We start from the raw sequence: 23,428 nt of genomic DNA, 5'->3' as shown, positions 1-23,428 counted from the left end.
AGTTTAGGAATACCATGTCAAAACCTGCTGAACGCAACCTGATTGTCGGACTGGATATCGGTACCAGCCAGGTGAAAGCCGTTGTCGGCGAATTACTGGCCGATGACCAGATCAGCATTGTTGGTGTAGGCACGCATGCTGCGCAGGGTATGGATAAAGGTGGCGTAAACGATCTCAACCTGGTAGTGAAATCTGTACAACGAGCAGTCAGTGAAATGGAACTGATGGCCGATTGTCAGGTTTCATCCGTATTCATGTCCATTTCCGGCCGTCATGTGAAGTGCCAGAACGAAAGTGGCATGGTACCGATCAACAACCAGGAAGTGACACAAGAAGATGTGGATAACGTGATTCATGCAGCGCGCTCGGTGCCTATTGCGTCAGAACGCCGCCTGCTTCATGTGCTGCCGCAGGAATTTACGATTGATGTGCAGGAAGGGATTAAGAATCCGGTAGGTATGTCTGGCGTCCGTATGGAAGCTGAAGCCCATATCATCACCTGTGCCGATGATATGGCAAAAAATCTGGTGAAGTGTATTGAGCGTTGTGATTTGAGTTCAGATCAGCTTATTTTCTCTGCTCTGGCATCCAGTTACGCTGTATTAACTGATGACGAACGTGAATTAGGCGTTTGTGTGGTTGATATCGGTGGCGGCACCATGGATATCGTTATTTACACTGATGGCGCAATTCGTCACACTGCTGTGATCCCTGTGGCGGGGAACCAGATAACCAGTGATATTGCCAAAATTTTCCGCACTCCTATCAGTAATGCGGAAGAGATTAAGGTGAATTATGCCTGTGCGCTGAAAGACATGGTCAGTATGGAAGAGAATATCGAGGTGCCCAGTGTGGGCGGTCGTCCAGCCAGAGCCATGTCCAGACACACCCTGGCAGAGGTGATTGAACCTCGTTATCAGGAATTATTTGAGCTGGTGCATAAAGAGATCCGTGCCAGCGGTTTTGAAGAACAAATTGCAGCAGGCCTGGTTCTGACCGGCGGTACCGCCAAGATGGAAGGGGCTGTTGAATTTGCGGAAGAAATCTTCCAGATGCCTGTGAGAGTGGGCAAACCAATAAATATGCGCGGGTTATCGGAATATACCGATGACGCAAGTTTTGCAACTGTGGTGGGCTTGCTCCACTACGGCAAAATGCAAAGTGATAATAAAAAATCCAGTAAGCAGAAGTCCGGCGAAAGTTTCTTTCAACGGGTGCAAAGCTGGTTTAAAGGTGAATTTTAATTTTATTTTGGGGGCGCTAAGACTACGGCATACGGTCGCACGGAGGCATCCGACCGGCGTAACTATGACCTGGCTTAGTGTTGTAAGACGTACCAATCCGGAGAGTAAGTATGTTTGAGTTAATGGATAGCCACGGCGAAGAAGCCGTAATCAAAGTTATCGGCGTCGGTGGTGGCGGCGGTAATGCTGTAGAACACATGGTGGCACAGAATATTGAAGGCGTAGAGTTCATCGCGGTGAACACTGACGCTCAGGTACTGCGCAGCTCTAGCGCAGACGTGACACTGCAAATCGGCTCATCGCTGACGAAAGGTCTCGGTGCCGGTGCTGATCCGAATATCGGCCGTGAAGCCGCTCAGGAAGATCGCGAAACCATCCGTCAGGCTTTAGACGGCGCTGACATGGTGTTTATCACTGCCGGTATGGGCGGTGGTACAGGTACAGGTGCTGCGCCCGAAGTTGCCAGAATTGCCCGCGAAATGGGCATTCTGACGGTTGCTGTAGTGACCAAGCCTTTCCCGTTTGAAGGTAAAAAGCGTACTGCTTTTGCTGAACAGGGTATTGTTGAGTTAGCGAAAAACGTTGATTCACTGATCACCATTCCTAACGAAAAGCTGCTGAAAGTGATGGGCCCGGGCACACCACTTCTGCAAGCTTTCAGCGAAGCCAACAACGTACTCAATGGTGCGGTACAGGGTATCGCTGAACTGATCACCCGTCCTGGTCTGATTAACGTTGACTTCGCCGACGTGAAAACCGTGATGTCTGAAATGGGTACTGCGATGATGGGTAACGGTGTTGCATCCGGTGCAGACCGTGCTGAAGAAGCTGCAGAAGCCGCTATCGCCTGTCCGCTGCTGGAAGACATCGATCTGTCCGGTGCACGGGGTATTCTGGTGAATATCACTGCCGGCCCTGATTTCTCCATCGACGAATTCGAAACTGTGGGTAACGCCGTTAAAGCGTTTGCATCTGAAAATGCTACCGTGGTTGTGGGTACGGTTATCGATATGGAAATGGCCGACGAACTGCGTGTAACGGTTGTTGCAACCGGTATCGGCGCAGAGCGTAAGCCTGACATTTCACTGGTAAGTTCTGAAGGTTCCCGTTTATCCGGTGCAGCCCGCGAGTTCGGTACTTCAAGTACCAGCGAAGCCCGCGCTGTAGGCTCTACCGATGGTAACCAGGCACTGAAAGTAGAAAGTGAAGCACAGCCGAACAACGATTTAGAATATCTGGATATTCCGGCATTCTTGCGTAAACAGGCAGACTAAGCTGTTCATTTCGGGGAATTTTTCTCCGGAATTGTTGTCAATGTATAAGAAGTTGGTGTTTAACCAAGGTCAAGTGTGACAGAAATTTGACAAAATAAACTTTTGTCTATATACTACGCGACCGCTTTTTGAACAGGTAAAAGCAACGAAATGATTAGACAACGTACAATCAAACAATCGGTACAAGAGACCGGTATTGGTTTACACAAAGGGGAAAAGGTCACCATGACTCTCCGGCCTGCGCCTGCGAACACAGGAATTGTGTTCCGACGCATTGACCTGGAACCCTATGTGGACATCCATGCGCGTGCAAACGCGGTGGGTAACACCATGCTGTGTACGTGTGTAAACAATGAAGATGGTGTCAGTATCCACACTGTGGAACACCTTGCTTCAGCGTTAGCTGGTCTGGGCATTGACAACATTATTGTTGAAGTAGACAGCAATGAACTGCCGATTATGGATGGCAGCGCCAGCCCGTTCGTTTTCTTACTGCAATCTGCAGGTATTGAAGAGCTGAATGCGCCTAAGCGTTTTATCCGTATCACGAAGACAGTGCGGGTTGAAGACGGAGACAAGTGGGCCGAGTTACGTCCTTACGATGGTTTCCGCGTGGATTTCCGTATCGATTTCGATCATCCTGTGATTAGTCAGACTAATCAGCATATGGTGATGGATTTTGACAGTTGTTCGTATGTAAAAGAAGTCAGCCGTGCCCGGACATTCGGTTTCATGCGCGACCTTGAGTACATGAACGCGAACAATCTGGCACTGGGTGGCAGCATGGAAAATGCTGTTGCTCTGGACGAGTTCCGTATTCTGAACCCTGAAGGTTTGCGTTATGATGACGAATTCCTGAAGCATAAGGTTCTGGACGCAGTGGGCGACCTTTATATGGGTGGCCACAGCATCATTGGTGAACTGGCAGCCTATAAAACCGGTCATGGTCTTAACAACAAACTGTTGAATGCTGTGCTGGAGCAGAAAGATTGCTGGGAATACACCACTTATGAAAACCAGGATGAGATGCCCATCCGGTATGCAGAGCCCGTCATAGCATAAAAAAATCTTGTTTGAAAACCGCCTTTTACAGGCGGTTTTTTTGTACCTGATGTAAATTTTTAATACCAAAACTGTCCAAAAGATTAATCACTTCAAAGGGAAGTGAACTATCCTTAGTGGTAAACTCTCCATATAAACAGGCAACGATCTGTTGTACGCGCAATTCATGTTTTTACTTTCGGGGAATGAACACTGCCTATGAGCACTCAGGGTTGTCCCGCTATTCTTTCAACGCATCAAGGCCGGATTGAGCCGGTATTTGTCCGCTGCCTGCCAGCTTTACTGTTTTTTTATGCATTGGTATTTCTGTTTCTTTTCCCTGCGGACGTAATTGCAGCTCCCGTCGCTAACGAAACGCCGGCGACTATTCCTTACAGTCAGTATCATCAGCGTATCTGGGATACCCGTAACAATATGCCTCAGGTCTCTGCCATCAGTATTGCTGAAGACAATACCGGCTTTATATGGGTAGCCACAGAGGGAGGACTGGCGAGGTTTGATGGCAACCGGTTCCGTATCTTTGATGGCAGAACATCTCCACTGTTTTCCGATCCTATCCTGCGAAAAGTCTTTGTGACACCGGATGACAGGTTATTTGTCGGTACATCAAATCACTTGCTCAAAATGGAAGACGGGCAAATAGAAGAAGTGCTGCTTGACGGGAAGTCTCTGGGAGCAATTAACGATATTATCTGGTTTAACGGATATCTTTACGCTGCCGGAGAGGGTCTTTTCCGGGTCTCTGCAAATGGTGACCATGTAAGCCGCCTGGCAGGGGAAGCAGGGCATATCCGAACCCTCGCCACAGATCAACATCGCCTCTGGGTTGGCTCAAGTACCGGACTGAGTTATCTGGACGGGCAACACATCAGCCAGTCAGTGCCCGCAAGCGGGCTGCCATCCGGCGCACATATTATCCACCTTGCGCAGTATCGCGAGCAGCTTCTGGTGGGGACGTCTGAAGGTCTTTTCATTGCCAGCGACAGTGGCAAACTCAGGGCGTATGAAACCACGTCCGGCGTAATTAACGATCCTATTGAGATGTTATTTGCTGACAGTAAGGGCAACCTCTGGATAGGCGGTAAGCAACGTCTTCTTCAACTTACCGGCCATACTCTGGTAGAAGAAGTTACCGAAATTAAAGGCAGGACGTCTCCCTGGTTTGTGTCTGCCTTCGAAGACAGAGCGGGCAACCTTTGGTTTGGAAGCCGCACTCACGGTCTGCAGCGTTTGCGCTATGACGGAACTGCCAGTCTGGGTAAAAAAGCCGGGCTTGATGAACCCTATGTCTGGACTTTTGGCAAGCAGGGGGACGGGATCCTTGCAGGCACGAATGCCGGGCTCTATCTGCTGAAAAATCATCAATTCACGCCTTTAATACAGGATGCCAGGTTGCCTAATCACGTGGTCTATTCAATATTAACGGCCACAGACAATACGCTATGGCTGGGAACACGCAGTGGTCTTGTGCATCTTGATGAAAACTACCAGGTGTTACAGCGGTTCCCGCAACTTGATGGTATGCAAATTAACGGCATTGAACAGCTTCCTGGCGGCGATGTGCTGGTGGCCTCTACAGGCGGATTGTTTCGCTGGGATCAGGAAACGCTGCAAAAAGTTTCGCTCAGTAACGGTGACGAGATTGGTAATACCCGCTTTGTGTTTGCAGACAACACTGGCGATATCTGGGCGGGCACCACCGGCGGCCTTATTCACCTGAACGGGAAGGGTGAGCAGATGCCTGTCAATGATGACATTCTCAACACAGTGTCAATTGCCTATATCGGACAACTCAAAGACGGCCGTATGCTGGTCGGGACTTTTCAGTCCGGCTTTGCGGTTAAGCAGCAGTCTGGCTGGTACTGGCCGGATGAACGTCAGCTACCGGCATCCGGCGTGATGTTTATGGCTGAACAAGACGACAATCTGATCATTTCCAGCCTGAAAGGTGTGTATCAGATAAGTAAGCATTCACTTGAAGCCGGAGCGCCGGTGGAGGTGGCTATGCTTGTGGACGATTATGGCCCGGAGTCCGACACCGACGGGATCCGCTGCTGTAACGGGGCGGGAAATGCAAAAGGTCTTGTTGACGGCAATATACTTTATCTGCCCACACTCAACGGAGTGGCAAGTATTGATTTAACTTTGAGTGCCATTAATCGCAGAGGACTGATACCGGTAGTCGATGAAATCATTGTGCAGGGCGAATCCGTGACAAAGTCGGGGGCTTTACTCCCTGAGGGGGAGCGGAATCTTCAGATCAATTACACCAGTCCCCGTTTTTACCGCAACAGTGCACTGGAATTCCGTTACCGTCTCAACGGGTACGACCGTGACTGGATTAACGCCGGAAACCGGCGGGAAGCGTTTTACACGAATTTACCCCCGGGCGATTACACATTTGAAGTGGAAGCCCGTCTGAAAGAGTGGAATGCCTGGGGAGAGCCTGCCTTTTTCCGTTTTTCCATGCCGCCGTTCTGGTACGAACAACAATGGATGCGACTGGTATTTGTGTTGCTCGCTGTCCTCGCTTTCTGGGCGGTATACCACATCAGAACCCGCAGACTGGAGCGCGCCAGACTGCAACTGGAGGCAATGGTAACTGCGCGGACTGCCGAGCTTGATAAAGCAAACAAGCAGCTGGCTGAAGCCAACGAACAATTGCAGCAGGCAAGCCTGACCGACTCCCTGACACGGCTAAATAACCGCCGCTATCTCGATACCTTTATCGATAAAATCCTTGCAAAGGCCGCCCGCCAGCAACGGGGGGTATTTTGTATCATTCTCGATATGGATAATTTCAAAGTCCTGAACGACGAATTAGGGCATGCTGTCGGGGACGATATTCTGGTTAAATTCGCAGATATTTTGCGCAGGGAAGTGCGCAGTGCTGATCACGTTATTCGCTGGGGCGGCGAAGAGTTTCTGATTGTGCTGGATGCAGGCATTTCCGTAAGTGAATTTATCGGACGCCTGATGTGTTCCATGGAACTGACGCGCTGGCCTCATCAACAACGGCTCAGCTCGCCGCCTACCTGTTCTGTTGGGGTATGTTATCACCCGCCCGGCGGGGAAGCCGGCTGGACGTGGTCACATACTCTTATCCTGGCTGATAAAGCAATGTACATGGTGAAGCGCTGCGGAAAAGAAGGCTGGCTTCAGTTACAGCCGCAGCAACCTGTGGCAGAAGATTTACCGGAAAAAGTCATTAAACAGAAGCCGGAGATGCTGGTTAACAGTAACCGTTTCCACATGGAAGGTTCACCGCATATTCTCGCGGCGGTAAGTAACCTGAAGAATAATATTTTTCCGCTACGGGAAAGAAAGTAGCCATCCTCCGTGTATTTTGTCGTCAATTCTGCTTACCTTGTCTTACGGGGTATGAAAAAAACGCACTGAGTATCTGATTGTGGTTTGTTCATTTGCATTAACAGCGGTAAACTAGTCCGGATTTTATTAAGAGTGCCCGATGAAACTAACGATAACCTTTATTGGTCAGCAGAAGCGATACAGGAAAAGCATCAGTGTGAGAACACTGGTGAGTTTTACCGTGCTCTCGTCGTTATTCATGTTAGTTTCCAGCCGTTCCACTGATTCCGTTTCCGAAGATATTGCCAGAATTAAGCTTGCTCAGGCCGCTAATGAAGCCGGAGGTGCAGAAGTTGATGCACTGGCTGCCAGCACACGTCAGCAATTACAAATTCTGGCAGAGCGTCTCGCTGAAATGGATGCGACGGTGTCGCAACTTGATGAGAAAGGCAAATTAATTGCCGCTGAATTTGGGATGAAGGCAGAAGATTTAGACGCCTTTGACCCCGGCTCTTCGCCAAAAAACGTGGAAAATGAACCCCTGATGGAACAAATCGCCGCTTTACAGCAGACTGTGTCTGCGAAAAAACAGCAGCTGGCGATGCTTGAAAGTCTTGTCCGGGGGCATCATATCCATGAACAGAGTCAATTATCTGGCCGGCCAATAGCGTCGGGATGGTTGTCTTCTTATTACGGCATGCGCGCAGATCCTTTTACCGGCAATCCAGCAATGCACAAAGGGCTGGATTTTGCGGGTAAATCTGGTGATGACGTTGTTTCCACTGCTGCAGGCATCGTGACCTGGGCAGGAGAACGTCACGGTTATGGCTTACTGATAGAAATCGATCATGGTGATGGAATGGTGACCCGGTACGGGCACAACCAGGCACTGTCGGTTGCTATCGGTGACGTTGTAACAAAAGGTCAGACTATCGCAGTGATGGGTAGTACCGGCCGCTCCACAGGTGCTCATGTTCACTACGAAGTAATAAGAAACGGGCAACAAATCGATCCTCTGCCGTACGTTACCAAAAGACGTTAAGCAGCAGCCAGAAAAGGTTTACTCCGGTAAACCAGCACAAACAGATAGGGTGACAACCATGCACATGATGTGCGCGGCGTCATTTATTTTAAATCTACGAGTCCACCGGGATGCCGGAACTCGTAAAAAAGTAGTGGAATCATCAACCAAATGTTTGCAAGCATCCTGAGGAAAGTATTCGGTAGCCGTAACGACCGTCTCATAAAAAAACTAAAAAAGAACGTCGATGCCATCAACGCATTGGAAAAGGAATACGAAGCGTTAAGCGATGAGCAACTAAAGGCGAAAACTGCCGAACTCAGAGCACGTTTGGAAAAAGGTGAAACCCCGGAAGATATCCTTAACGATGCCTTTGCCACCGTACGTGAAGCCAGTAAGCGCGTTTACGGTATGCGTCACTTCGACGTACAGATGATTGGTGGTATGGTACTGCACACAGGTAAAATTGCAGAAATGCGTACCGGTGAAGGTAAAACCCTTACCGCGACCTTACCCACTTACCTGAATGCTCTGACCGCTAAAGGTGTCCACGTTATTACCGTGAACGATTATCTGGCCCGCCGTGATGCCGACTGGTCCCGCGAGTTGTTTGAATTCTTAGGCATGACGGTAGGGTGTAATGTGCCCGGCATGTCACCGGATATGAAGCGTGAGGCTTACAACGCCGACGTTACTTACGGAACAAACAACGAATTCGGTTTCGATTACCTCCGTGACAATATGGCCTTCAGCCCGCAGGATCGTGTTCAGCGCCCGTTGCATTACGCGGTAGTGGATGAGGTTGACTCTATTCTTATCGATGAGGCAAGAACGCCGCTTATTATTTCCGGTGCAGCCGAGGACAGCTCTCACCTGTACAGAGCAATTAATACAGTGATCCCTGAACTGGTACAGCAGGAAAAAGAAGACGAAGAAGGGCAGGAAGGCGACGGCGATTACACCGTTGATGAAAAAGCCCGTCAGATTCACCTGACTGAACGGGGTCAAATCCACGTTGAAGAAATACTGCAACGTAACGGTATTCTGCCGGAAGGTGAATCTCTGTTTGCTGCCGGTAATATTTCCCTGCTTCACCATATCAATGCCGCATTGCGTGCCCACAAGTTATTCCAGAAAGATGTGGATTACATCGTAAAAGACGATCAAATCGTCATTGTTGATGAGCACACGGGCCGCACAATGGAAGGCCGTCGCTGGTCTGAGGGCCTGCACCAGGCGGTAGAAGCCAAAGAAGGCGTGAAGATCCAGAACGAGAACCAGACTCTGGCATCGATTACCTTCCAGAACTATTTCCGTTTATACGACAAACTTGCCGGTATGACCGGTACTGCCGATACCGAAGCATTTGAATTCCAGTCTATTTACGGACTGGAAACCGTGGTTATTCCGACCAACCGTCCAATGGCCCGTAAAGATATGGCCGACCTGATTTATCTGACTGCACAGGAAAAATACGACGCCATTGTGGCAGACATCCGTGTTGCAGTGAAAAAAGGTCAGCCGGTACTGGTCGGTACGGTGTCTATCGAAAACTCTGAACTGCTGTCCCGCTTTCTGAAGAAAGAAAAAGTGCCGCACAAAGTGCTGAACGCCAAGTTCCACGAACAGGAAGCGGATATTATCGCTCAGGCCGGCCGTCCCGGCGCTGTCACCATCGCGACTAATATGGCCGGTCGTGGTACCGATATTGTGCTTGGCGGTAACTGGAAAGCCGAAGCTGAGAAACTGGAAAACCCCACTGAAGCGCAACTTAAGAAACTGAAAGATGAGTGGGAAGCGCTGCATCAGCAAGTACTCGATGCCGGTGGTTTGCATATCATTGGTACCGAGCGTCACGAATCACGCCGTATTGATAACCAGTTACGTGGTCGTGCCGGCCGTCAGGGTGATCCCGGTTCCAGCCGTTTCTACCTGTCGCTGGATGATGCACTCATGCGTATCTTCGCGTCTGAGAAAATGGCTGGCATGATGAAGCGCCTGGGCATGGAGCATGGCGAAGCCATTGAGCACCCGTGGGTAACCCGCGCAATTGAAAACGCCCAGCGTAAAGTGGAAGGCCGTAACTTCGATATCCGTAAGCAGTTGCTGGAATACGATGACGTGGCTAATGATCAACGTAAGGTCATTTACGAACAGCGTAACGAACTGCTGGACGAAGGTGACATCAGCGAAACGATTAAAGCTATCCGTGTAGACGTGGTGAATGGCGTAGTTGATGAGTACATTCCTCCCCAGTCACTGGAAGAAATGTGGGATGTGCCGGGCCTGGAAGAGCGACTTAAAGCAGACTTTAAAGTCGACCTGCCTGTGCAGAAATGGCTTGATAGCGATGATAAGTTGTACGAAGAAAAACTCCGTGAGCGTGTTCTGACAGAAATCGAAGGCGCTTATCAGGAAAAAGAAAATGCAGTAGGCCCGGATGTACTGCGTCAGTTTGAAAAAGCGATCATGCTGCAGAACCTCGACAGTCACTGGAAAGAGCATCTGGCTGCTATGGACCACCTTCGTCAGGGTATTCACCTGCGTGGTTACGCCCAGAAGAATCCTAAGCAGGAATATAAGCGTGAATCCTTTGAACTGTTCTCGGGTATGCTCGAAGCATTGAAAGTGGAAGTCATCACTATTTTGAGCCGTGTGCAGGTCAAAGCAGAATCTGATGTGGAGAAAGTAGAAGAGCAGCGTCGTCAGGCTGACGATGTGCCTAAGAACTTTAATCACGAAGAGGCACCTGAACAGGCGCCGGAGGCCGATGGCCAGTCAGGCATCCGCTCTGAAATGCGCCAGGGGCCTAAAGTAGGCCGTAACGACCCGTGTCCTTGCGGTTCAGGTAAAAAATATAAACAGTGCCACGGTAAACTGTCTTAATGAAAGAAGTGCATGTAGCCGTAGGTGTAGTACTTCGTGATGGGCTTGTTTATATCTGTAAGCGGCCCGACGACAAACATCAGGGCGGAAAGTGGGAGTTTCCCGGTGGTAAAGTGGATGCCGGCGAAACGGTAACTCAGGCACTGGCACGTGAGCTTAAAGAAGAGATTGGCATTGATATACAGACCAGTCAGCCACTGACTGTTATCGGTCACGATTACGGAGATAAGCGGGTACTGCTTGATGTTCATTCGGTAACAGACTTTGCCGGTGAACCTGCCGGTCTGGAAGGACAACAGGGCAAGTGGCTTAAGCTTTCTGCACTGGAGCCCGAAGATTTTCCCGCGGCGAATGTAGCGATCATAGAAAAGCTTCAGGGCTGAACTTAGTCAGCGTCTGCTTTCAAATCAGAAACCCCGGCCATGAAAAGCCGGGGTTTCTCGCATTTATAACCTGTTATTTCATTACAGCCATTTAATGTTTGAAATAAATACAAAAAAAGTCCGGTATTATAATCTGACTACGCCAAAAGGCTAGATTGACAGATATTCCGCTGCGTACGGTCTTCTCAGGTGCCCGCTAAGTCATTGAGATCTTATACCTAAATGTACTTGTTGTGACATTTGTGTATAAGGCGACAAAGATGCACTTATGGGGAGATCCCCCCACAACCAGATTCCCTCCCATACCAAGGTATCCTGTTTTATACCTAAATTTTTTCTGCCTGCTCTAAACCTTTACTAAACGCGCTGTTAAGCAATCGTTCATTCATAGTAAATTCCGAGGTTTTCCATGGCACTGAAAAAAAGCACTGAGGCCAGCCCGGCCACACCGGCCGTAAGAGTTGACGCGAAACTACGCAGAGAGGCAGAAGAGCAGCGAAGAAAAGCCCGCACCCTCGCCAGACAACAACAAGCTGCCGAACGGGTAGCGACGGCGACGGCTGAACTGGCCAGTGGCATCAGTCAGTCTGCCAGCGCGACCGACCAGTTAGGCACTGCTATCAACGAAATTGCCGCTGGTGCAGAAGAGTCCAGCAGTGCAAGTCAGGAGAGTCTGGCGGCAATTACCCAGATTTCTTCTTCACTGGTATCACAGCTTACGCTATCCGGACAGACCCTGGATAAAACCAATCTGCTTCAAACCTTCGTTGACCGTGTTATGGGCAACCTCGGCAATATGATGGACAGCGTAAAAACAGCTTCTGAACACCAGTCACGCTCTGTAGTCATGATGAGCGAGCTGGAGCAGCAAGCATCCAATATTGGTGAAGCCGTTAAACAAGTTACCCGCATTGCCGACCAGACCAACTTACTTGCATTAAATGCTGCAATCGAAGCCGGACGCGCCGGTAAGCACGGTAAAGGCTTTGCGGTAGTGGCCGATACCGTACGGGCTTTGGCTGAAGTATCGGATAAGAGCGCTGCCGATATCGCCATGCAAATCGAGCAAATTCAGCAGCAGTCAAATCAAGTTTCTGATGCAGTGAAACAATCATCGGAAGCGGCGCTCGAAGAAGTGACAAAAGGCGAAGCGGTAACCAGTCAGCTGGCCAAAATTAAGGAAGATATGCAGATAATTGCTACCGGCTCTGAAACGCTGCAAACCAAAATCCGTGAAATGGACAATGCCGCTAAAGAAATCCAGGCAGGGTCTGAAGCCATTTCCTGTGCTGCCGACGAGCAGTCATCTGCTGCTCAGGAAGTGTCCAGTAACGTATCTGAACAAAGCAGCGCGTTGTCACAAGCTGAGCAGGCTGCCCAGTCTCTGGAAATTATCACTGAAGAGCTGAAAAACAGCACCGACATCAATAAAAGCGCGGAAGAAGTGGCGTCCTCGGCAGAAGAGTTATCTGCAAGCATGGAGGAAATCAGCCGGTCAACCACAGAAATATCCACGGCACTGAATCAGATTAACAACGGTGCGCAACAGGCAGCGTCGGCAGTTGACCAGGCGGTGAGTAATATCGATACCCTCCGGGATGGTGTAGCGGAAGCCTCTGCTCAGTCTGAAAACGCGCTTACCCGTGGCGAGGCGATAACAGAACTGCTGAAAGAGAACCGTGCACTTATCGAAGAAATGGTGGAAGGCATCAATACCGCACTGGAAACCAGCAAACTGAACGTATCAGCCATTACTGATATGGAATCAATGACCCGCACTATCGACAAAGTTATCGACACCATCACCACCGTGTCGGTGAAAACCAGCATGCTTGCCGTTAACGGTGCTGTGGAAGCGGCCCGGGCGGGTGAATACGGTAAAGGTTTTGCTGTGGTATCTGCCGATATTCAAAGCCTTGCCGATGAGGCCGCTGAGAATGTTGAACAAATTAAAGATCTCATCAAAGCCATTCAGGATCAGACACAAAACGTGAAAACTGACCTGACCAACGTGGCAGAGAGCGCTTACCGTGAGGTGCAAAAAGCGAAGCAAACCACTGAGGACATCGCCGGTATTGCCAAAGATATGGCTGAAGTACTTTCTTACAACAAAGAAATGCAGCAAGCCGGTGAAGAAATTGCTGCTGCTGTAGCGCAGGCTCAAAAAGGCCTGGAGCAAATTGCCGCAGCGAATGAACAGGCCAGCAGTAACTGTCAGCAGGCATTGTCTGCCGCAGAGCAGCAGACCAAAGGCGTTGAAATCCTGGCCCGCTCTATCGAGGAAATCTCCTCTGTCGCTGATGAAATGCAAAACAGCTAAGGCCGGTTGATTCAGAGTTAAAGGTGAGGTGAGACCATGCAAGAAATGGAAACTCAGGAAATTACCGCAACAGACACTGAGCTGCAGTTTGTTTCTTTTCAGATTGGAAAAGAGAAATTTGCATTTCCGATGCAGTCTGTTGGCGAAATTATTCGTGTTCCCGTGATGGTTGGGGTTCCGCTGGGGCCCCACCAGATGATGGGACTGGCAAACCTGCGGGGTAACGTACTGCCGGTTTACGATTTACGGGCTATTTTGTTGTCGTGTTCAGCGGAACAAACTGAAACATCCCGTGTTGTCGTTGTGGAGTCAACACTTGGTATGACGGGCTTTCTGGTCGACAAAGTAAACCGTGTTTACAGTGTACCGAAAGACACCGTGGTTAATGACAAACAAGGCGACTCGTCAATTTCTTATGACTACCTGCAAGGGTTGATTAAGCAAAAGAACGAACCGCTGGAGCAGATCCTTAATGTTGAAAACCTGGTGCAGTCACAGTTAACCGTCAGCCATAAAAAAGATGGTTCCGGCCTGCAACTGCAGCAAAACCGTACCGGTTCGCAAGACATTAACAGCGAAGCCGAAGATGATTTGCAACAACTGGTTTGTTTTTCCATAGCCGGACAAGAATTTGCTTTTTATCTCCATGATGTGGGTGAGATTGTGCGTGTTCCCGACGACATATCTGCCTTACCCGACAGTAATCCTTCGGTACTGGGGCTGGTAAATCTGCGGGGACGGATTATTCCCATCGTCGATCTGGCCATGAACCTTGGCATGCAGCCCTGCGAAATGAACGATGCTACCCGCATCATCATTGTTAACTGCAGCGACAGCAGTCAGTCCGCTGTGGGCTTTGTGGTAGCAAAAGTCAGCAATGTGGTGAGTATATCGCCGTCGGCGTTGGAGCCTGTTCCGTCTATGTGTAACGACGGATATACCGATGGTGCGCTTGAAGCAGTGTATCGGGTAGAAGGCACTAAGCGACTCATTTCTATCGTTAACTTGCAAAGTGTTTTCCAACGCTCGCTAAGCCAGGCGCTGAGCCAGGTTGATTTACAAGATGAGGTTTCTGATATGGCTAATCAGGACGAAGGGGTGTTGACCGAAGAAGACTATGCCCAATACGTGATCTTCTCCATTGCAGGACAAGAGTACGGGGTCAGCATCGAAGATACCCAGGAAATAACACGCATTCCCGACAAGTTGGAAAGTGTGCCCAATACACCGGACTATCTGCAAGGCATTGTCAATCTGCGTGGCACAGTACTGCCTGTGATTGATTTACGCACGCGATTGGGATTACCCAAAGCTGAGGCCACTGACCGGCAGCGCATTGTGGTGCTTACCCGTAATAAGCAAAAAACCGGCTTTATTGTGGATGGTGTGGCAGAAGTTAAAACCGTTATTACCGATTCTATCGAAGATGCGCCTTCACTGTCTGATGAGCAAACCGAGTTGTTAAACAAGCTTATCAAGCTCAATAAAGAGCAACGCATCATTCAGCTCATCGAGCCGTCGGTCCTGCTGAACGACAACGATATTGCAAAAGTAAACGGGGGTTAACGGGAAGATGGCAGTCAAAGTATTAGTGGTAGATGACTCTGCCTTGATGCGGAAACTGTTCACACAGGTTTTCACTGCACGGGGCTATCAGGTTGACTCAGCCCGCGATGGCGAGGAAGCACTGACGAAATCAGCGGCTTTTAAACCTGATGTGATTACTTTAGATATCAACATGCCGGTGATGGACGGTCTGACTTGTCTTAGCCTGCTAAGGAAGTTTCACCAGTGCCCTGTGCTGATGCTGTCATCGCTGACGCAGAAAGGTGCGCTGGTGACACTGGAAGCGCTGGCACTGGGAGCGGGTGACTTTGTCTTGAAGCCCGGCGGCACGGTCAGTGCGGATATCAGCGATATTGAAGATGAGCTGATTTCCAAAATTGAAGCCCTTACCGCAAGCGTCAGGCGAACGGCAGCTCCGTCAAAGCCCGTGCACACGCAACAGCAAACGGCTGCGGTAAAAGCAACGGCAGCGCCGGTAAAAAATGGCAAGGTTCAGGTGGTGATGATTGGTGTATCCACCGGTGGCCCGCGCAAACTTGAGCAGATTTTGTCTCAGCTACCGGCCAGCTTTCCCTGCCCGGTAGTCGTGGCGCAGCATATGCCAAAAGCGTTTACCGCCGCACTGGCGAAACGTCTGAATGATTTATGCCCGTTAGAGGTTGTCGAAGTAAGCAGCCGCATGTCGCTGGAAACCGGCAAAATTTATATTGCCAAAGGCGATGCGGATTTGTCCTTTGTAAAAAACCAGAACACGGTGTTTGTCAGACCCATTCCCGCCAGTCCCAACTTCCTCTGGCATCCCAGTGTGGATCGTATGGTGGAATCGGCGCTGGGGTGTTTCGATGCCAAAAATATGCTGTGCGTACAGCTCACCGGCATGGGGTGCGATGGCGTGGCTGCCATGTCTAAGGCCTACAGCAGAGGCGCGGTGACCATTGCGGAGAGTGAAGCAACTGCAACCGTATTTGGGATGCCGAAAGAACTTATTCAGGCGGGGTGCGCCAGTCATGTGCTTGACAGTCACGCCATCGCTCAACGTATTAATCATTTGTGTAAGCAATAGGAGTACGCCATGGGACTGAGAAAAAGCCGCGGAGAGTCTGGCAGTCAGGCTGACCGCAGACAAAATAGCAGAGACCTGGCGTCCCTTATTGACGATTTACAGGCGAGTTGTGCCGATGTCAGACGCTGGGCGGCAAGAGATCTGACGAACAATCTGGCAGCCCGGACTGCTTTGCTTGAGCAAATCGACATTGAGCACGAGCCCACCGTACTGGAGGCGTTATTCAGCGCTGTCGAAGGCATGTGTGACGAAGATGTGGCCGGTGCTCTGCTTGAAAAGCTGAAGTCGGAAGATGCGCAGGTACGTAACGGGGCAATTGAGTTGCTGCAAAGCCAGCCGGTACTGTTTGCAGCCCATGTGAACGAACTTTTATGCGATGAAGACAGTGATGTACGTATTTTTGCCGTGGACGTTATCGGCGCTATCCGTCATCCGGATGCTGCAACGTGGTTGCACAACGTAGTGTTGAACGATAACAACATCAATGTGGTTGGCACCGCTGTAGATAAGTTGTCAGAAATTGGCGATAGCGGAACGCTGGAGGTACTCGAAAAAGTATCTGCCCGTTTTCCCGGTGAAGCTTACATCCAGTTCGCGATTCAGTGTGTTCGGGATTCTGTTGCAGGAGAGGGTGTATGACCAGCATCCGGACAACGTCGCCGGCAGGGGAAATCTCTGACGCTGACTTCGACCGGTTCCGCTCAATGTTCTACCGGAAAACCGGCATTTACTTCGAAGATTCCAAACGATACTTCGTTGATAAACGGTTGAAAGAGCGCATGAAGCAAACCGGCCACAATCTGTTTAAAAGTTATTTTACCTTCATGCGTTTTCAGGCGTCCGGGGAAGAGCTTCAAAACCTTGTTAATGCCATGACGGTGAACGAGACCTACTTCTTCCGCGAAGAATATCAGTTTGAGACCATGTGCCGTCATTTAATGGATGATTTAGACAGCATGCGCCCGGCGGGTGAGGATTTAAGGATCTGGTCAGTACCCTCAAGCACAGGTGAAGAGCCGTATTCCATAGCAATTTACCTGCTTGAGTACTGGAAAGGACTGGATCACCGGGATGTGGAGATTGTGTCGTCTGATATCGATACCAGTGTCCTTGAACATGCTAAACGAGGCATTTATTCCAAGCGATCTGTACAAAACATTCCGCTGACTGTCCGGCAGCGTTATTTCACTCAGAAGGGCAATGAGTTCCATTTGAGTCCCGACATTAAAGAGTCTGTGACTTTATGTCTGGCAAATATTCTTGGTGCTGAAGTGCCCGGTCGTTTCCGTTCATTCGACCTGATTTATTGTCGCAACCTGCTAATTTATTTCGATGACGATTCCCGTCGTAAGGCTGCACAGGTGTTATATGACGCACTCAAGCCCGGAGGCTACATATTCTTAGGCCACAGTGAGTCTATGAGCCGCATTTGCTCATTATTCAAAATTAAAAAATTCGGTGACGTTATTGTTTACCAGAAGCCGGGGTTCGAGGGAGCCAGCAGATGAAAACTATCATGATCGTGGATGATGCTAATACCGTCCGTACCTACCACCGGATGATTGTTGCCAGCGCGCAACGCCATGTGGAAGAAGCAGAAAATGGCGTAGAAGCTCTCGAAAAGGCAATGGGTAAACAAATCGACCTGTTCATGGTTGATGTCAATATGCCGAAAATGGATGGCTACCGTTTGTGTCAGGAAATTCGCCGGGATGCAGGATTGAATCAGGTGCCTATTATTATGATAAGCACGGAATCTCAGGCTGCAGACGCGACCCGGGCATTCGACTGTGGTGCAAACTTCTATATGACCAAACCCGTGGACGGCACCACGTTAAATGACATGGTGTCACTGATGCTGGGAGAATAATCATTATGAGTGAGCTGTTAGATACATTCATCGGTGAATCCAGAGAAAATCTGGAATCTGCCAGCCAGGAGCTGCTGACCCTGCAAAACAGTGGCTATGACGCCAAAGCGGTCGATACGATTTTCCGTGATATTCACACTATCAAAGGTTCGTCGGATCTGTTCGATATCAAGCCGCTGACCCGCCTTGCTCATGCCTCTGAAGATTTACTGGATTGCATGCGTGCCGGCGAAGTGTCTTTTACCGATGAACTTGGTGATGTGCTGTTAGAAGCATTCGATCAAATCAGCACATTTTTTGATGAGCTTGAGTCGGGAACCCATCAATTATCTCAGTGGGAAGAAGCGTCCACCGGGCTTGCCGCCAGATTACGTAGCTTTATGGAACCGGCATCCGGCGGGGCCAGCTCAGACAATGAGCAAGGGGAGAGTCATACGGTTGATAGCGGAGCATCTGATTCTCCGGCTACTGTTGCTCCTCTACCTGACAAAGCGGCTGCATGGCTGAATGAGCTGGACGAGAAGCACCGTATCAGCGCATTTTTCAGTGCACTGGAAAGCGATGAAATGGTTCATGTTATCCGCTATACACCGGATGCAGACTGTTTCTTTCGTGGTGAAGATCCGTTTAACGTCAGTCTGGCAACCCCCGGGCTTATCTTTCACAATCTGTCCCGTAAAAACCATGTAGAAGGTCCTGAAGACGTTTTCCTCTGCCACCTGGACATTACGATCCTCTGTGTGGCCAGTTCTGCTTCTCTGGCTGAGCACTTTGCGTATTACGAAGGCCAGTATGAACATGATGCTATTTCCGCGGCCAGCTTTTACTCATTAAGTGAGCCGCTGCTGACCAGCTTTTTACAAAGTGATGATGCTGATGGTATCGCCGAAGCGGCAGCGCTGGCAGACAACGAGCAGGTGGCCCGTATATGCAGCTTCCTGTGTGCTTCGCTGAATCCGGACTCTGTACAATGGCAAATCAGTGCAGGGCTTGAAAAACTCGCTGCAGGTGAGGCTCTGTCACGCTTTTGTGATATTGCCACTTCAGCCGGAGATGCTGCTCCTTTCGAAGATCAGGCGCAGGCTGAATCCGGTGACGCTTCAGGCTCTGAGTCTGTCACTGTTGAAGATAACGCTGAGACATCAAGCTCAGCGACAGATGTCTCCGGTTGCGGAAATGGCGACAGATTATCCCCAAGTGCCCTTACCATGCTTGAGCAGCAACAAGCCTTACTGGAACGTCTGGCGGCAGGCGAAGGCAATCCTGCATCGCTTGCGTCGGTGAATCTGGTTGTCAGCCGTGTACTGGGTGTTGATGTGATTGAACGGTCTGTTGAAGACTTGCTGGCCCTCATTGCCGGTGGACAGGTTGAAGTACCTCAGGCCGACACAGGCGAAGAAGAGGCTGACGCTGTAGTGCCTGAGGCAACTGCTGCTCAGGAAACTGAACAAAACGTTCCTGTCGCTCCGGAGCCTGCTGCGGAAGAGGTGGCGCAGAGTACAGCTCCGGCAAAAGCGGCAGAGCGTCAGGTACCACGTACGTTAAAAGTTAATCAGGAGAAAATTGATTACCTGATGGACCTGGTGGGCGAGCTGACAGTAGCGAAAAATTCTCTGCCTTATCTTGCCCGGCAGGCAGAAGAAGAAGGCGGCAGCAGAAAACTCAGCAAACAGATTAAGTCACACTTCACGATTGTGAACCGTCTTACCGAAGAGCTGCAAAGTGCTGTTCTGCAAATTCGAATGGTTCCGGTATCTCACGTGTTTCAGCGTTATCCCCGTCTGGTTCGGGATCTGGCCCGCAAGCTTGATAAGAAGATTGAGCTTGAAATGCAGGGGGAAGATACGGAATTTGATAAAAATCTGATTGAGTCTTTGTCTGAGCCTTTAATTCACTTACTGAGAAACAGCATCGATCACGGTATCGAGTCTCCGGCTGACCGCCTCAGTGCAGGTAAAAATGAATCAGGAAAAATTGAGCTCATTGCCACACCGCAGGATGACAACGTGGTGATAGAAATCCGCGATGACGGTAAGGGCATTGATCCGGCGAAGATCAAAATGCTGGCATACCAGAAAGGCGTAATCACCGAAGCGCAGCTGGAATCGATAAACGATGACGAAGCACTGCAACTGATATTTGCACCCGGCTTTTCCACTTCCGAGCAGGTGTCTGATTTATCCGGTCGCGGTGTGGGAATGGACGCCGTGAAAACCATGGTTACTCAGGCTGGCGGTCATATTGAAATGCAGTCTGAAGTGGGTACCGGCACACGGTTCCGTCTTGTATTGCCGCAAACTATGTCGGTTAACCGTGTGATGATGTTTGAAGTCAGCGACCAGATGTTTGGCGTCAGTATGGACAGCGTGGTGGAAACCGTGAAAGTGCGCCCTGAGGAAATCCAGCAAATCAAGAATCATCAGGTGCTGGTTATCCGCGACAAGCTGGTGCCCCTTCATTGCCTGCGGGACTATCTGGGTTTTGCACCGGAAACGCAAAATACAGAAGAACAGTCTATTCTTGTAGTAAACACAGGCAACGGGGATATCGGTTTGGTTATCGATAAATTCCATGAGGGTATTGATGTTATCCAGAAGCCTCTTGAAGGTGTGATGGCGGGCTACGCCCACTTCAGCGGTACAGCCTTACTGGGTGACGGACGGGTTCTGCTTATTATCAACATTCCGGAGTTACTGTCATGCCGATAATTTTCAAGCAAAAAGTTGCAGCACTCGACGGCAACTGTGAAATCGATTTAGCGGAAGAACTGGATCTCTGGCTGGCAGAGAATCCGAAACGGCAGGTTAATCTGAAAAAGCTCACCCATGCCCATACCGCCCTGTATCAGGTATTAATTAAACATCAGACCGGCATTTCTGTATGGCCTGAGGCGGGAGAGTGGGGCTGGCTTAAACGTGCCATTGATGCCGGTTTATATAACGCGGAGTCTCAGGCATGACAAAGGTGCTTGTGGTTGCTAACCGCAAAGGTGGTACGGCCAAAACAACGACGGTAGTGAATCTGGCTTACGCTCTGAGCGAGAAAGGGGCGAAAGTGCTGGTGATTGACCTTGATAATCAGGGGCATATTGAACAGGGTTTCACTGCACAGCCGGATTTACTCTCTGCACTTTCTCAACCGGCGTGGATGAGTGAATTCGAAGAGTTCAAAGGCGTGCTGGCATACAGCGACAGGATCCATCTGGCACTGGCCCATACCGACAGCGCATTTGATGAATCAGCTTATACCCTGGACCGGTTCAGTCAGCTGTTTGATAACGCAGGCGACGCCGGGCACTACGACATAATTCTCGTCGATACGCCGCCTACACTGGGGCCCCGGTTGTTATCAGCACTAGCCGGTGCGCATCGTATCGTCATTCCGGCCGAGCCGACGCCACTGGCTTCTGACGGCGTAAACAAGCTGCTGAATGCGTGTATGAAAGCGATCAGGAATAAGCATTTCCGTGCCAGTGGCATTGATATTCTGCCCGTGATGGTGGATGGCAAATTACGCATACATCGTCAGACATTGGGTCTCTGGCAAGAGAAATTCGGAGCGGGCAGAATCTTGCCTGCTATTCGTCGCAACGTAAAACTGGCGGAAGCATTCGCAGTACATCAGCCAGTCAGCGAATATGCGCCACTTTCCGCAGGAGCGAAAGACTATCGCTCTTTATGCGACTGTCTTTTCTCATAGAAACGAGGTGATCAATGAAGACCATCCATTTAGTTGACGATTCGGCGACCATGCTGATGAGTATGGAAATGCTGTTAAAACGTGCAGGCTACGACATTATTAAATCAGAAAATGCTGAAGCTGCGCTGACAACACTGCAAAGCGCGTCTCCAAAACTCATCATCACCGATTTGAACATGCCGGGAATGAACGGCATAGAGCTGATTAAAGAAATAAAGAAAAATACGAAATTCAGATTCACACCTATTTTGATGCTGACCACTGAATCACAACAAACCAAGCGGGAAGAAGCAAAGCGTGCTGGTGCCACAGGATGGCTGGTAAAACCTGTCGAACCTGATCAATTGATCGCAGTAGTAAAACAATTGGTGCCGTAGGAGGCTTTATGGTGAATTTACGAGAAATATTTCTGACTGCTGTTGCACGCCTGAAGCAGACTCAGTGGTACGCCAGTCCGTCTGTACAGGCGGCGGCACTGTGTATAACCGGAACAAGTATCGCGCTGGTAAGCGTGCTGCTTATAAACCAGTTTGCCGGAACGCAGTTGTCATGGTGGGGAGCAATTATTTGTAGTCTCGTAACCAGCGCCCTTTGGGTTGTACGTCAGACCGTGGCTGAAACCCGGTACATTGATGAACTTGAAACAGCACTGGCGGAAGCAAATGCTTATCTGGACAAAACTTCAGAACAGTTGCATACCACTCACCAGCAGGTAGATGAGTATGCAAGTATTCTGAACGGACAGATTGACGGTATTTCTAACATTACCGAAGAAGCTTCCGTCGACTTGATGAGTGCCTTATATCAGATTGAAGAAGTCATTCAAAACGGTATCGACAGTATTGAGCTTTCCCAGCGTAATACTGCTGAATTCAAGGAAGAAAGTGCAGCGGAAATTGACCAGGCAAATCACCGTCTGGAAGAAATTACCCAGCTAATAAATACCCAGCAGGAACACGACAAAGCCCATACTGCGGCGATTCAGGAAGTCCTGCAGGAAATTGATAAGCTCAAAGAGCTTACTGAGCTGGTAAAAAACATCGCGTTTCAAACTAACTTGCTGGCACTGAATGCAGCGATTGAAGCTGCGCGGGCCGGAGAATACGGACGTGGATTTGCCGTGGTGGCAGAACAGGTAAGGACCTTATCTTCCCAGTCGTCAGAGGCCGCAGAGAAAATTGAATCCGGGATCCGCTCTGCAATGGAAACAGCAAAAGTCCATGGTGAAAAACTGCTTTCTACGAATCAGAGTGATGAAACCTGTGAATTACTGACGTCGTTCTCTGGCTCTCTGGCCAGTATGACGGCCCATTACCGCCGGCTCGAGGAATTCAGCCCGCGGATGCTCAATTGCTTCAGCGGCGTAGCAAAAGACATCGCCGGCAAAGTCAGCGGGGCTATCGGTAAGATCCAGTTTCAGGATATTATCCGCCAGCGCGCCGAGAACGTAAAGCTGGAACATGAAGCCCTGGTGAGCCTGTTCGGCCAGTTCTCCGACTACATTGACGGACGTAAGGCTTTCGACGACTCATTCAATTTAAGTACGGCGGAAATGTTTGAGAAGTATGTCATGGAAGATCAGCGCCGTATTCACTTCGACCTGACCACCTCTACTGGCGAAAAGCGGGTAGCGCCGGAAGAAACCCGGGAACCGAAAATCGAGTTGTTCTGATCTGCACAGTTTCAGAAATGAAACAGGCCGCTCTGCAATAAGAGCGGCCTGTTTTTTAT

18 protein-coding genes are annotated in these 23,428 nt (G+C 49.8%); all 18 read left to right on the top strand.

Features of this window, described 5'->3' with window-relative positions:
- Positions 1-14 precede the first annotated feature (14 nt).
- The 18 genes from ftsA to DS731_RS15420 all read left to right on the top strand — a co-directional run bounded on the left by ftsA (position 15) and on the right by DS731_RS15420 (position 23,369).
- Positions 15-1,244 (top strand): cell division protein FtsA, encoded by a 1,230-nt coding sequence (ftsA, locus tag DS731_RS15505; RefSeq protein WP_119502184.1) that lies wholly within the window; start codon positions 15-17, stop codon positions 1,242-1,244.
- Positions 1,245-1,354: 110 nt separating this feature from the next.
- Positions 1,355-2,518: a cell division protein FtsZ gene (gene ftsZ / locus DS731_RS15500; protein ID WP_119502183.1), complete on the top strand. Its 1,164-nt coding sequence runs from the start codon at positions 1,355-1,357 to the stop codon at positions 2,516-2,518.
- Between the two features lie 150 nt (positions 2,519-2,668).
- Positions 2,669-3,580: a UDP-3-O-acyl-N-acetylglucosamine deacetylase gene (gene lpxC / locus DS731_RS15495; RefSeq protein ID WP_119502182.1), complete on the top strand. Its 912-nt coding sequence runs from the start codon at positions 2,669-2,671 to the stop codon at positions 3,578-3,580.
- Positions 3,581-3,778: 198 nt separating this feature from the next.
- Positions 3,779-6,910 carry a ligand-binding sensor domain-containing protein gene (locus DS731_RS15490; RefSeq protein ID WP_119502181.1) on the top strand — a complete coding sequence of 1,044 codons (3,132 nt, stop codon included), beginning with the start codon at positions 3,779-3,781 and terminating at the stop codon, positions 6,908-6,910.
- 139 nt (positions 6,911-7,049) lie between these two features.
- A complete protein-coding gene (locus DS731_RS15485; RefSeq protein ID WP_119502180.1) occupies positions 7,050-7,931 on the top strand; it encodes a M23 family metallopeptidase in 882 nt (293 codons plus the stop codon).
- A gap of 150 nt (positions 7,932-8,081) precedes the next feature.
- Positions 8,082-10,796 carry a preprotein translocase subunit SecA gene (secA, locus tag DS731_RS15480; protein ID WP_119502179.1) on the top strand — a complete coding sequence of 905 codons (2,715 nt, stop codon included), beginning with the start codon at positions 8,082-8,084 and terminating at the stop codon, positions 10,794-10,796.
- Positions 10,796-11,179, top strand: coding sequence for an 8-oxo-dGTP diphosphatase MutT (gene mutT / locus DS731_RS15475; RefSeq protein WP_119502178.1), 384 nt, complete (start codon positions 10,796-10,798; stop codon positions 11,177-11,179). Before secA ends, mutT begins: the two co-directional genes overlap by 1 nt.
- 409 nt (positions 11,180-11,588) lie before the next feature.
- Positions 11,589-13,499 (top strand): methyl-accepting chemotaxis protein, encoded by a 1,911-nt coding sequence (locus DS731_RS15470; protein ID WP_119502177.1) that lies wholly within the window; start codon positions 11,589-11,591, stop codon positions 13,497-13,499.
- A 36-nt stretch (positions 13,500-13,535) separates the two neighbouring features.
- Positions 13,536-15,065: a chemotaxis protein CheW gene (locus DS731_RS15465; protein WP_119502176.1), complete on the top strand. Its 1,530-nt coding sequence runs from the start codon at positions 13,536-13,538 to the stop codon at positions 15,063-15,065.
- Positions 15,066-15,072: 7 nt separating this feature from the next.
- A complete protein-coding gene (gene cheB, locus DS731_RS15460) occupies positions 15,073-16,128 on the top strand; it encodes a chemotaxis-specific protein-glutamate methyltransferase CheB (protein WP_119502175.1) in 1,056 nt (351 codons plus the stop codon).
- 9 nt (positions 16,129-16,137) lie between these two features.
- The gene (locus DS731_RS15455; RefSeq protein WP_119502174.1) at positions 16,138-16,767 is read left to right on the top strand and encodes a HEAT repeat domain-containing protein; all 630 of its coding nucleotides are present in this window, start codon (positions 16,138-16,140) and stop codon (positions 16,765-16,767) included.
- Complete coding sequence (locus DS731_RS15450; RefSeq protein WP_119502173.1) at positions 16,764-17,636, top strand: CheR family methyltransferase; 873 nt, start codon at positions 16,764-16,766, stop codon at positions 17,634-17,636. The genes DS731_RS15455 and DS731_RS15450 overlap by 4 nt, the downstream gene beginning before the upstream one ends.
- Positions 17,633-17,998, top strand: a complete 366-nt coding sequence (locus DS731_RS15445; protein WP_119502172.1) for a response regulator — start codon at positions 17,633-17,635, stop codon at positions 17,996-17,998. The genes DS731_RS15450 and DS731_RS15445 overlap by 4 nt, the downstream gene beginning before the upstream one ends.
- A gap of 5 nt (positions 17,999-18,003) precedes the next feature.
- Positions 18,004-20,706: a chemotaxis protein CheA gene (locus DS731_RS15440; RefSeq protein WP_119502171.1), complete on the top strand. Its 2,703-nt coding sequence runs from the start codon at positions 18,004-18,006 to the stop codon at positions 20,704-20,706.
- Positions 20,697-20,957 carry a hypothetical protein gene (locus tag DS731_RS15435; protein WP_119502170.1) on the top strand — a complete coding sequence of 87 codons (261 nt, stop codon included), beginning with the start codon at positions 20,697-20,699 and terminating at the stop codon, positions 20,955-20,957. Before DS731_RS15440 ends, DS731_RS15435 begins: the two co-directional genes overlap by 10 nt.
- Positions 20,954-21,697 carry a ParA family protein gene (locus tag DS731_RS15430; RefSeq protein ID WP_119502169.1) on the top strand — a complete coding sequence of 248 codons (744 nt, stop codon included), beginning with the start codon at positions 20,954-20,956 and terminating at the stop codon, positions 21,695-21,697. Before DS731_RS15435 ends, DS731_RS15430 begins: the two co-directional genes overlap by 4 nt.
- Positions 21,698-21,711: 14 nt before the next feature.
- Positions 21,712-22,074, top strand: coding sequence for a response regulator (locus DS731_RS15425; protein ID WP_119502168.1), 363 nt, complete (start codon positions 21,712-21,714; stop codon positions 22,072-22,074).
- Positions 22,075-22,082: 8 nt separating this feature from the next.
- A complete protein-coding gene (locus tag DS731_RS15420; RefSeq protein ID WP_119502167.1) occupies positions 22,083-23,369 on the top strand; it encodes a methyl-accepting chemotaxis protein in 1,287 nt (428 codons plus the stop codon).
- Positions 23,370-23,428: the final 59 nt, after the last annotated feature.

This window comes from Alteromonas sp. RKMC-009 (genome assembly GCF_003584565.2).
In the GTDB taxonomy this organism is placed as follows: domain Bacteria; phylum Pseudomonadota; class Gammaproteobacteria; order Enterobacterales; family Alteromonadaceae; genus Alteromonas.
This window is presented reverse-complemented; position numbering and strand designations above follow the sequence as displayed.

Coding starts and splice junctions, on each gene's coding strand:
- ftsA (WP_119502184.1), top strand. CDS start 15: ATGTCAAAACCTGCTGAACGCAACCTGATTGTCGGACTGGATATCGGT.
- ftsZ (WP_119502183.1), top strand. CDS start 1,355: ATGTTTGAGTTAATGGATAGCCACGGCGAAGAAGCCGTAATCAAAGTT.
- lpxC (WP_119502182.1), top strand. CDS start 2,669: ATGATTAGACAACGTACAATCAAACAATCGGTACAAGAGACCGGTATT.
- DS731_RS15490 (WP_119502181.1), top strand. CDS start 3,779: ATGAGCACTCAGGGTTGTCCCGCTATTCTTTCAACGCATCAAGGCCGG.
- DS731_RS15485 (WP_119502180.1), top strand. CDS start 7,050: ATGAAACTAACGATAACCTTTATTGGTCAGCAGAAGCGATACAGGAAA.
- secA (WP_119502179.1), top strand. CDS start 8,082: ATGTTTGCAAGCATCCTGAGGAAAGTATTCGGTAGCCGTAACGACCGT.
- mutT (WP_119502178.1), top strand. CDS start 10,796: ATGAAAGAAGTGCATGTAGCCGTAGGTGTAGTACTTCGTGATGGGCTT.
- DS731_RS15470 (WP_119502177.1), top strand. CDS start 11,589: ATGGCACTGAAAAAAAGCACTGAGGCCAGCCCGGCCACACCGGCCGTA.
- DS731_RS15465 (WP_119502176.1), top strand. CDS start 13,536: ATGCAAGAAATGGAAACTCAGGAAATTACCGCAACAGACACTGAGCTG.
- cheB (WP_119502175.1), top strand. CDS start 15,073: ATGGCAGTCAAAGTATTAGTGGTAGATGACTCTGCCTTGATGCGGAAA.
- DS731_RS15455 (WP_119502174.1), top strand. CDS start 16,138: ATGGGACTGAGAAAAAGCCGCGGAGAGTCTGGCAGTCAGGCTGACCGC.
- DS731_RS15450 (WP_119502173.1), top strand. CDS start 16,764: ATGACCAGCATCCGGACAACGTCGCCGGCAGGGGAAATCTCTGACGCT.
- DS731_RS15445 (WP_119502172.1), top strand. CDS start 17,633: ATGAAAACTATCATGATCGTGGATGATGCTAATACCGTCCGTACCTAC.
- DS731_RS15440 (WP_119502171.1), top strand. CDS start 18,004: ATGAGTGAGCTGTTAGATACATTCATCGGTGAATCCAGAGAAAATCTG.
- DS731_RS15435 (WP_119502170.1), top strand. CDS start 20,697: ATGCCGATAATTTTCAAGCAAAAAGTTGCAGCACTCGACGGCAACTGT.
- DS731_RS15430 (WP_119502169.1), top strand. CDS start 20,954: ATGACAAAGGTGCTTGTGGTTGCTAACCGCAAAGGTGGTACGGCCAAA.
- DS731_RS15425 (WP_119502168.1), top strand. CDS start 21,712: ATGAAGACCATCCATTTAGTTGACGATTCGGCGACCATGCTGATGAGT.
- DS731_RS15420 (WP_119502167.1), top strand. CDS start 22,083: ATGGTGAATTTACGAGAAATATTTCTGACTGCTGTTGCACGCCTGAAG.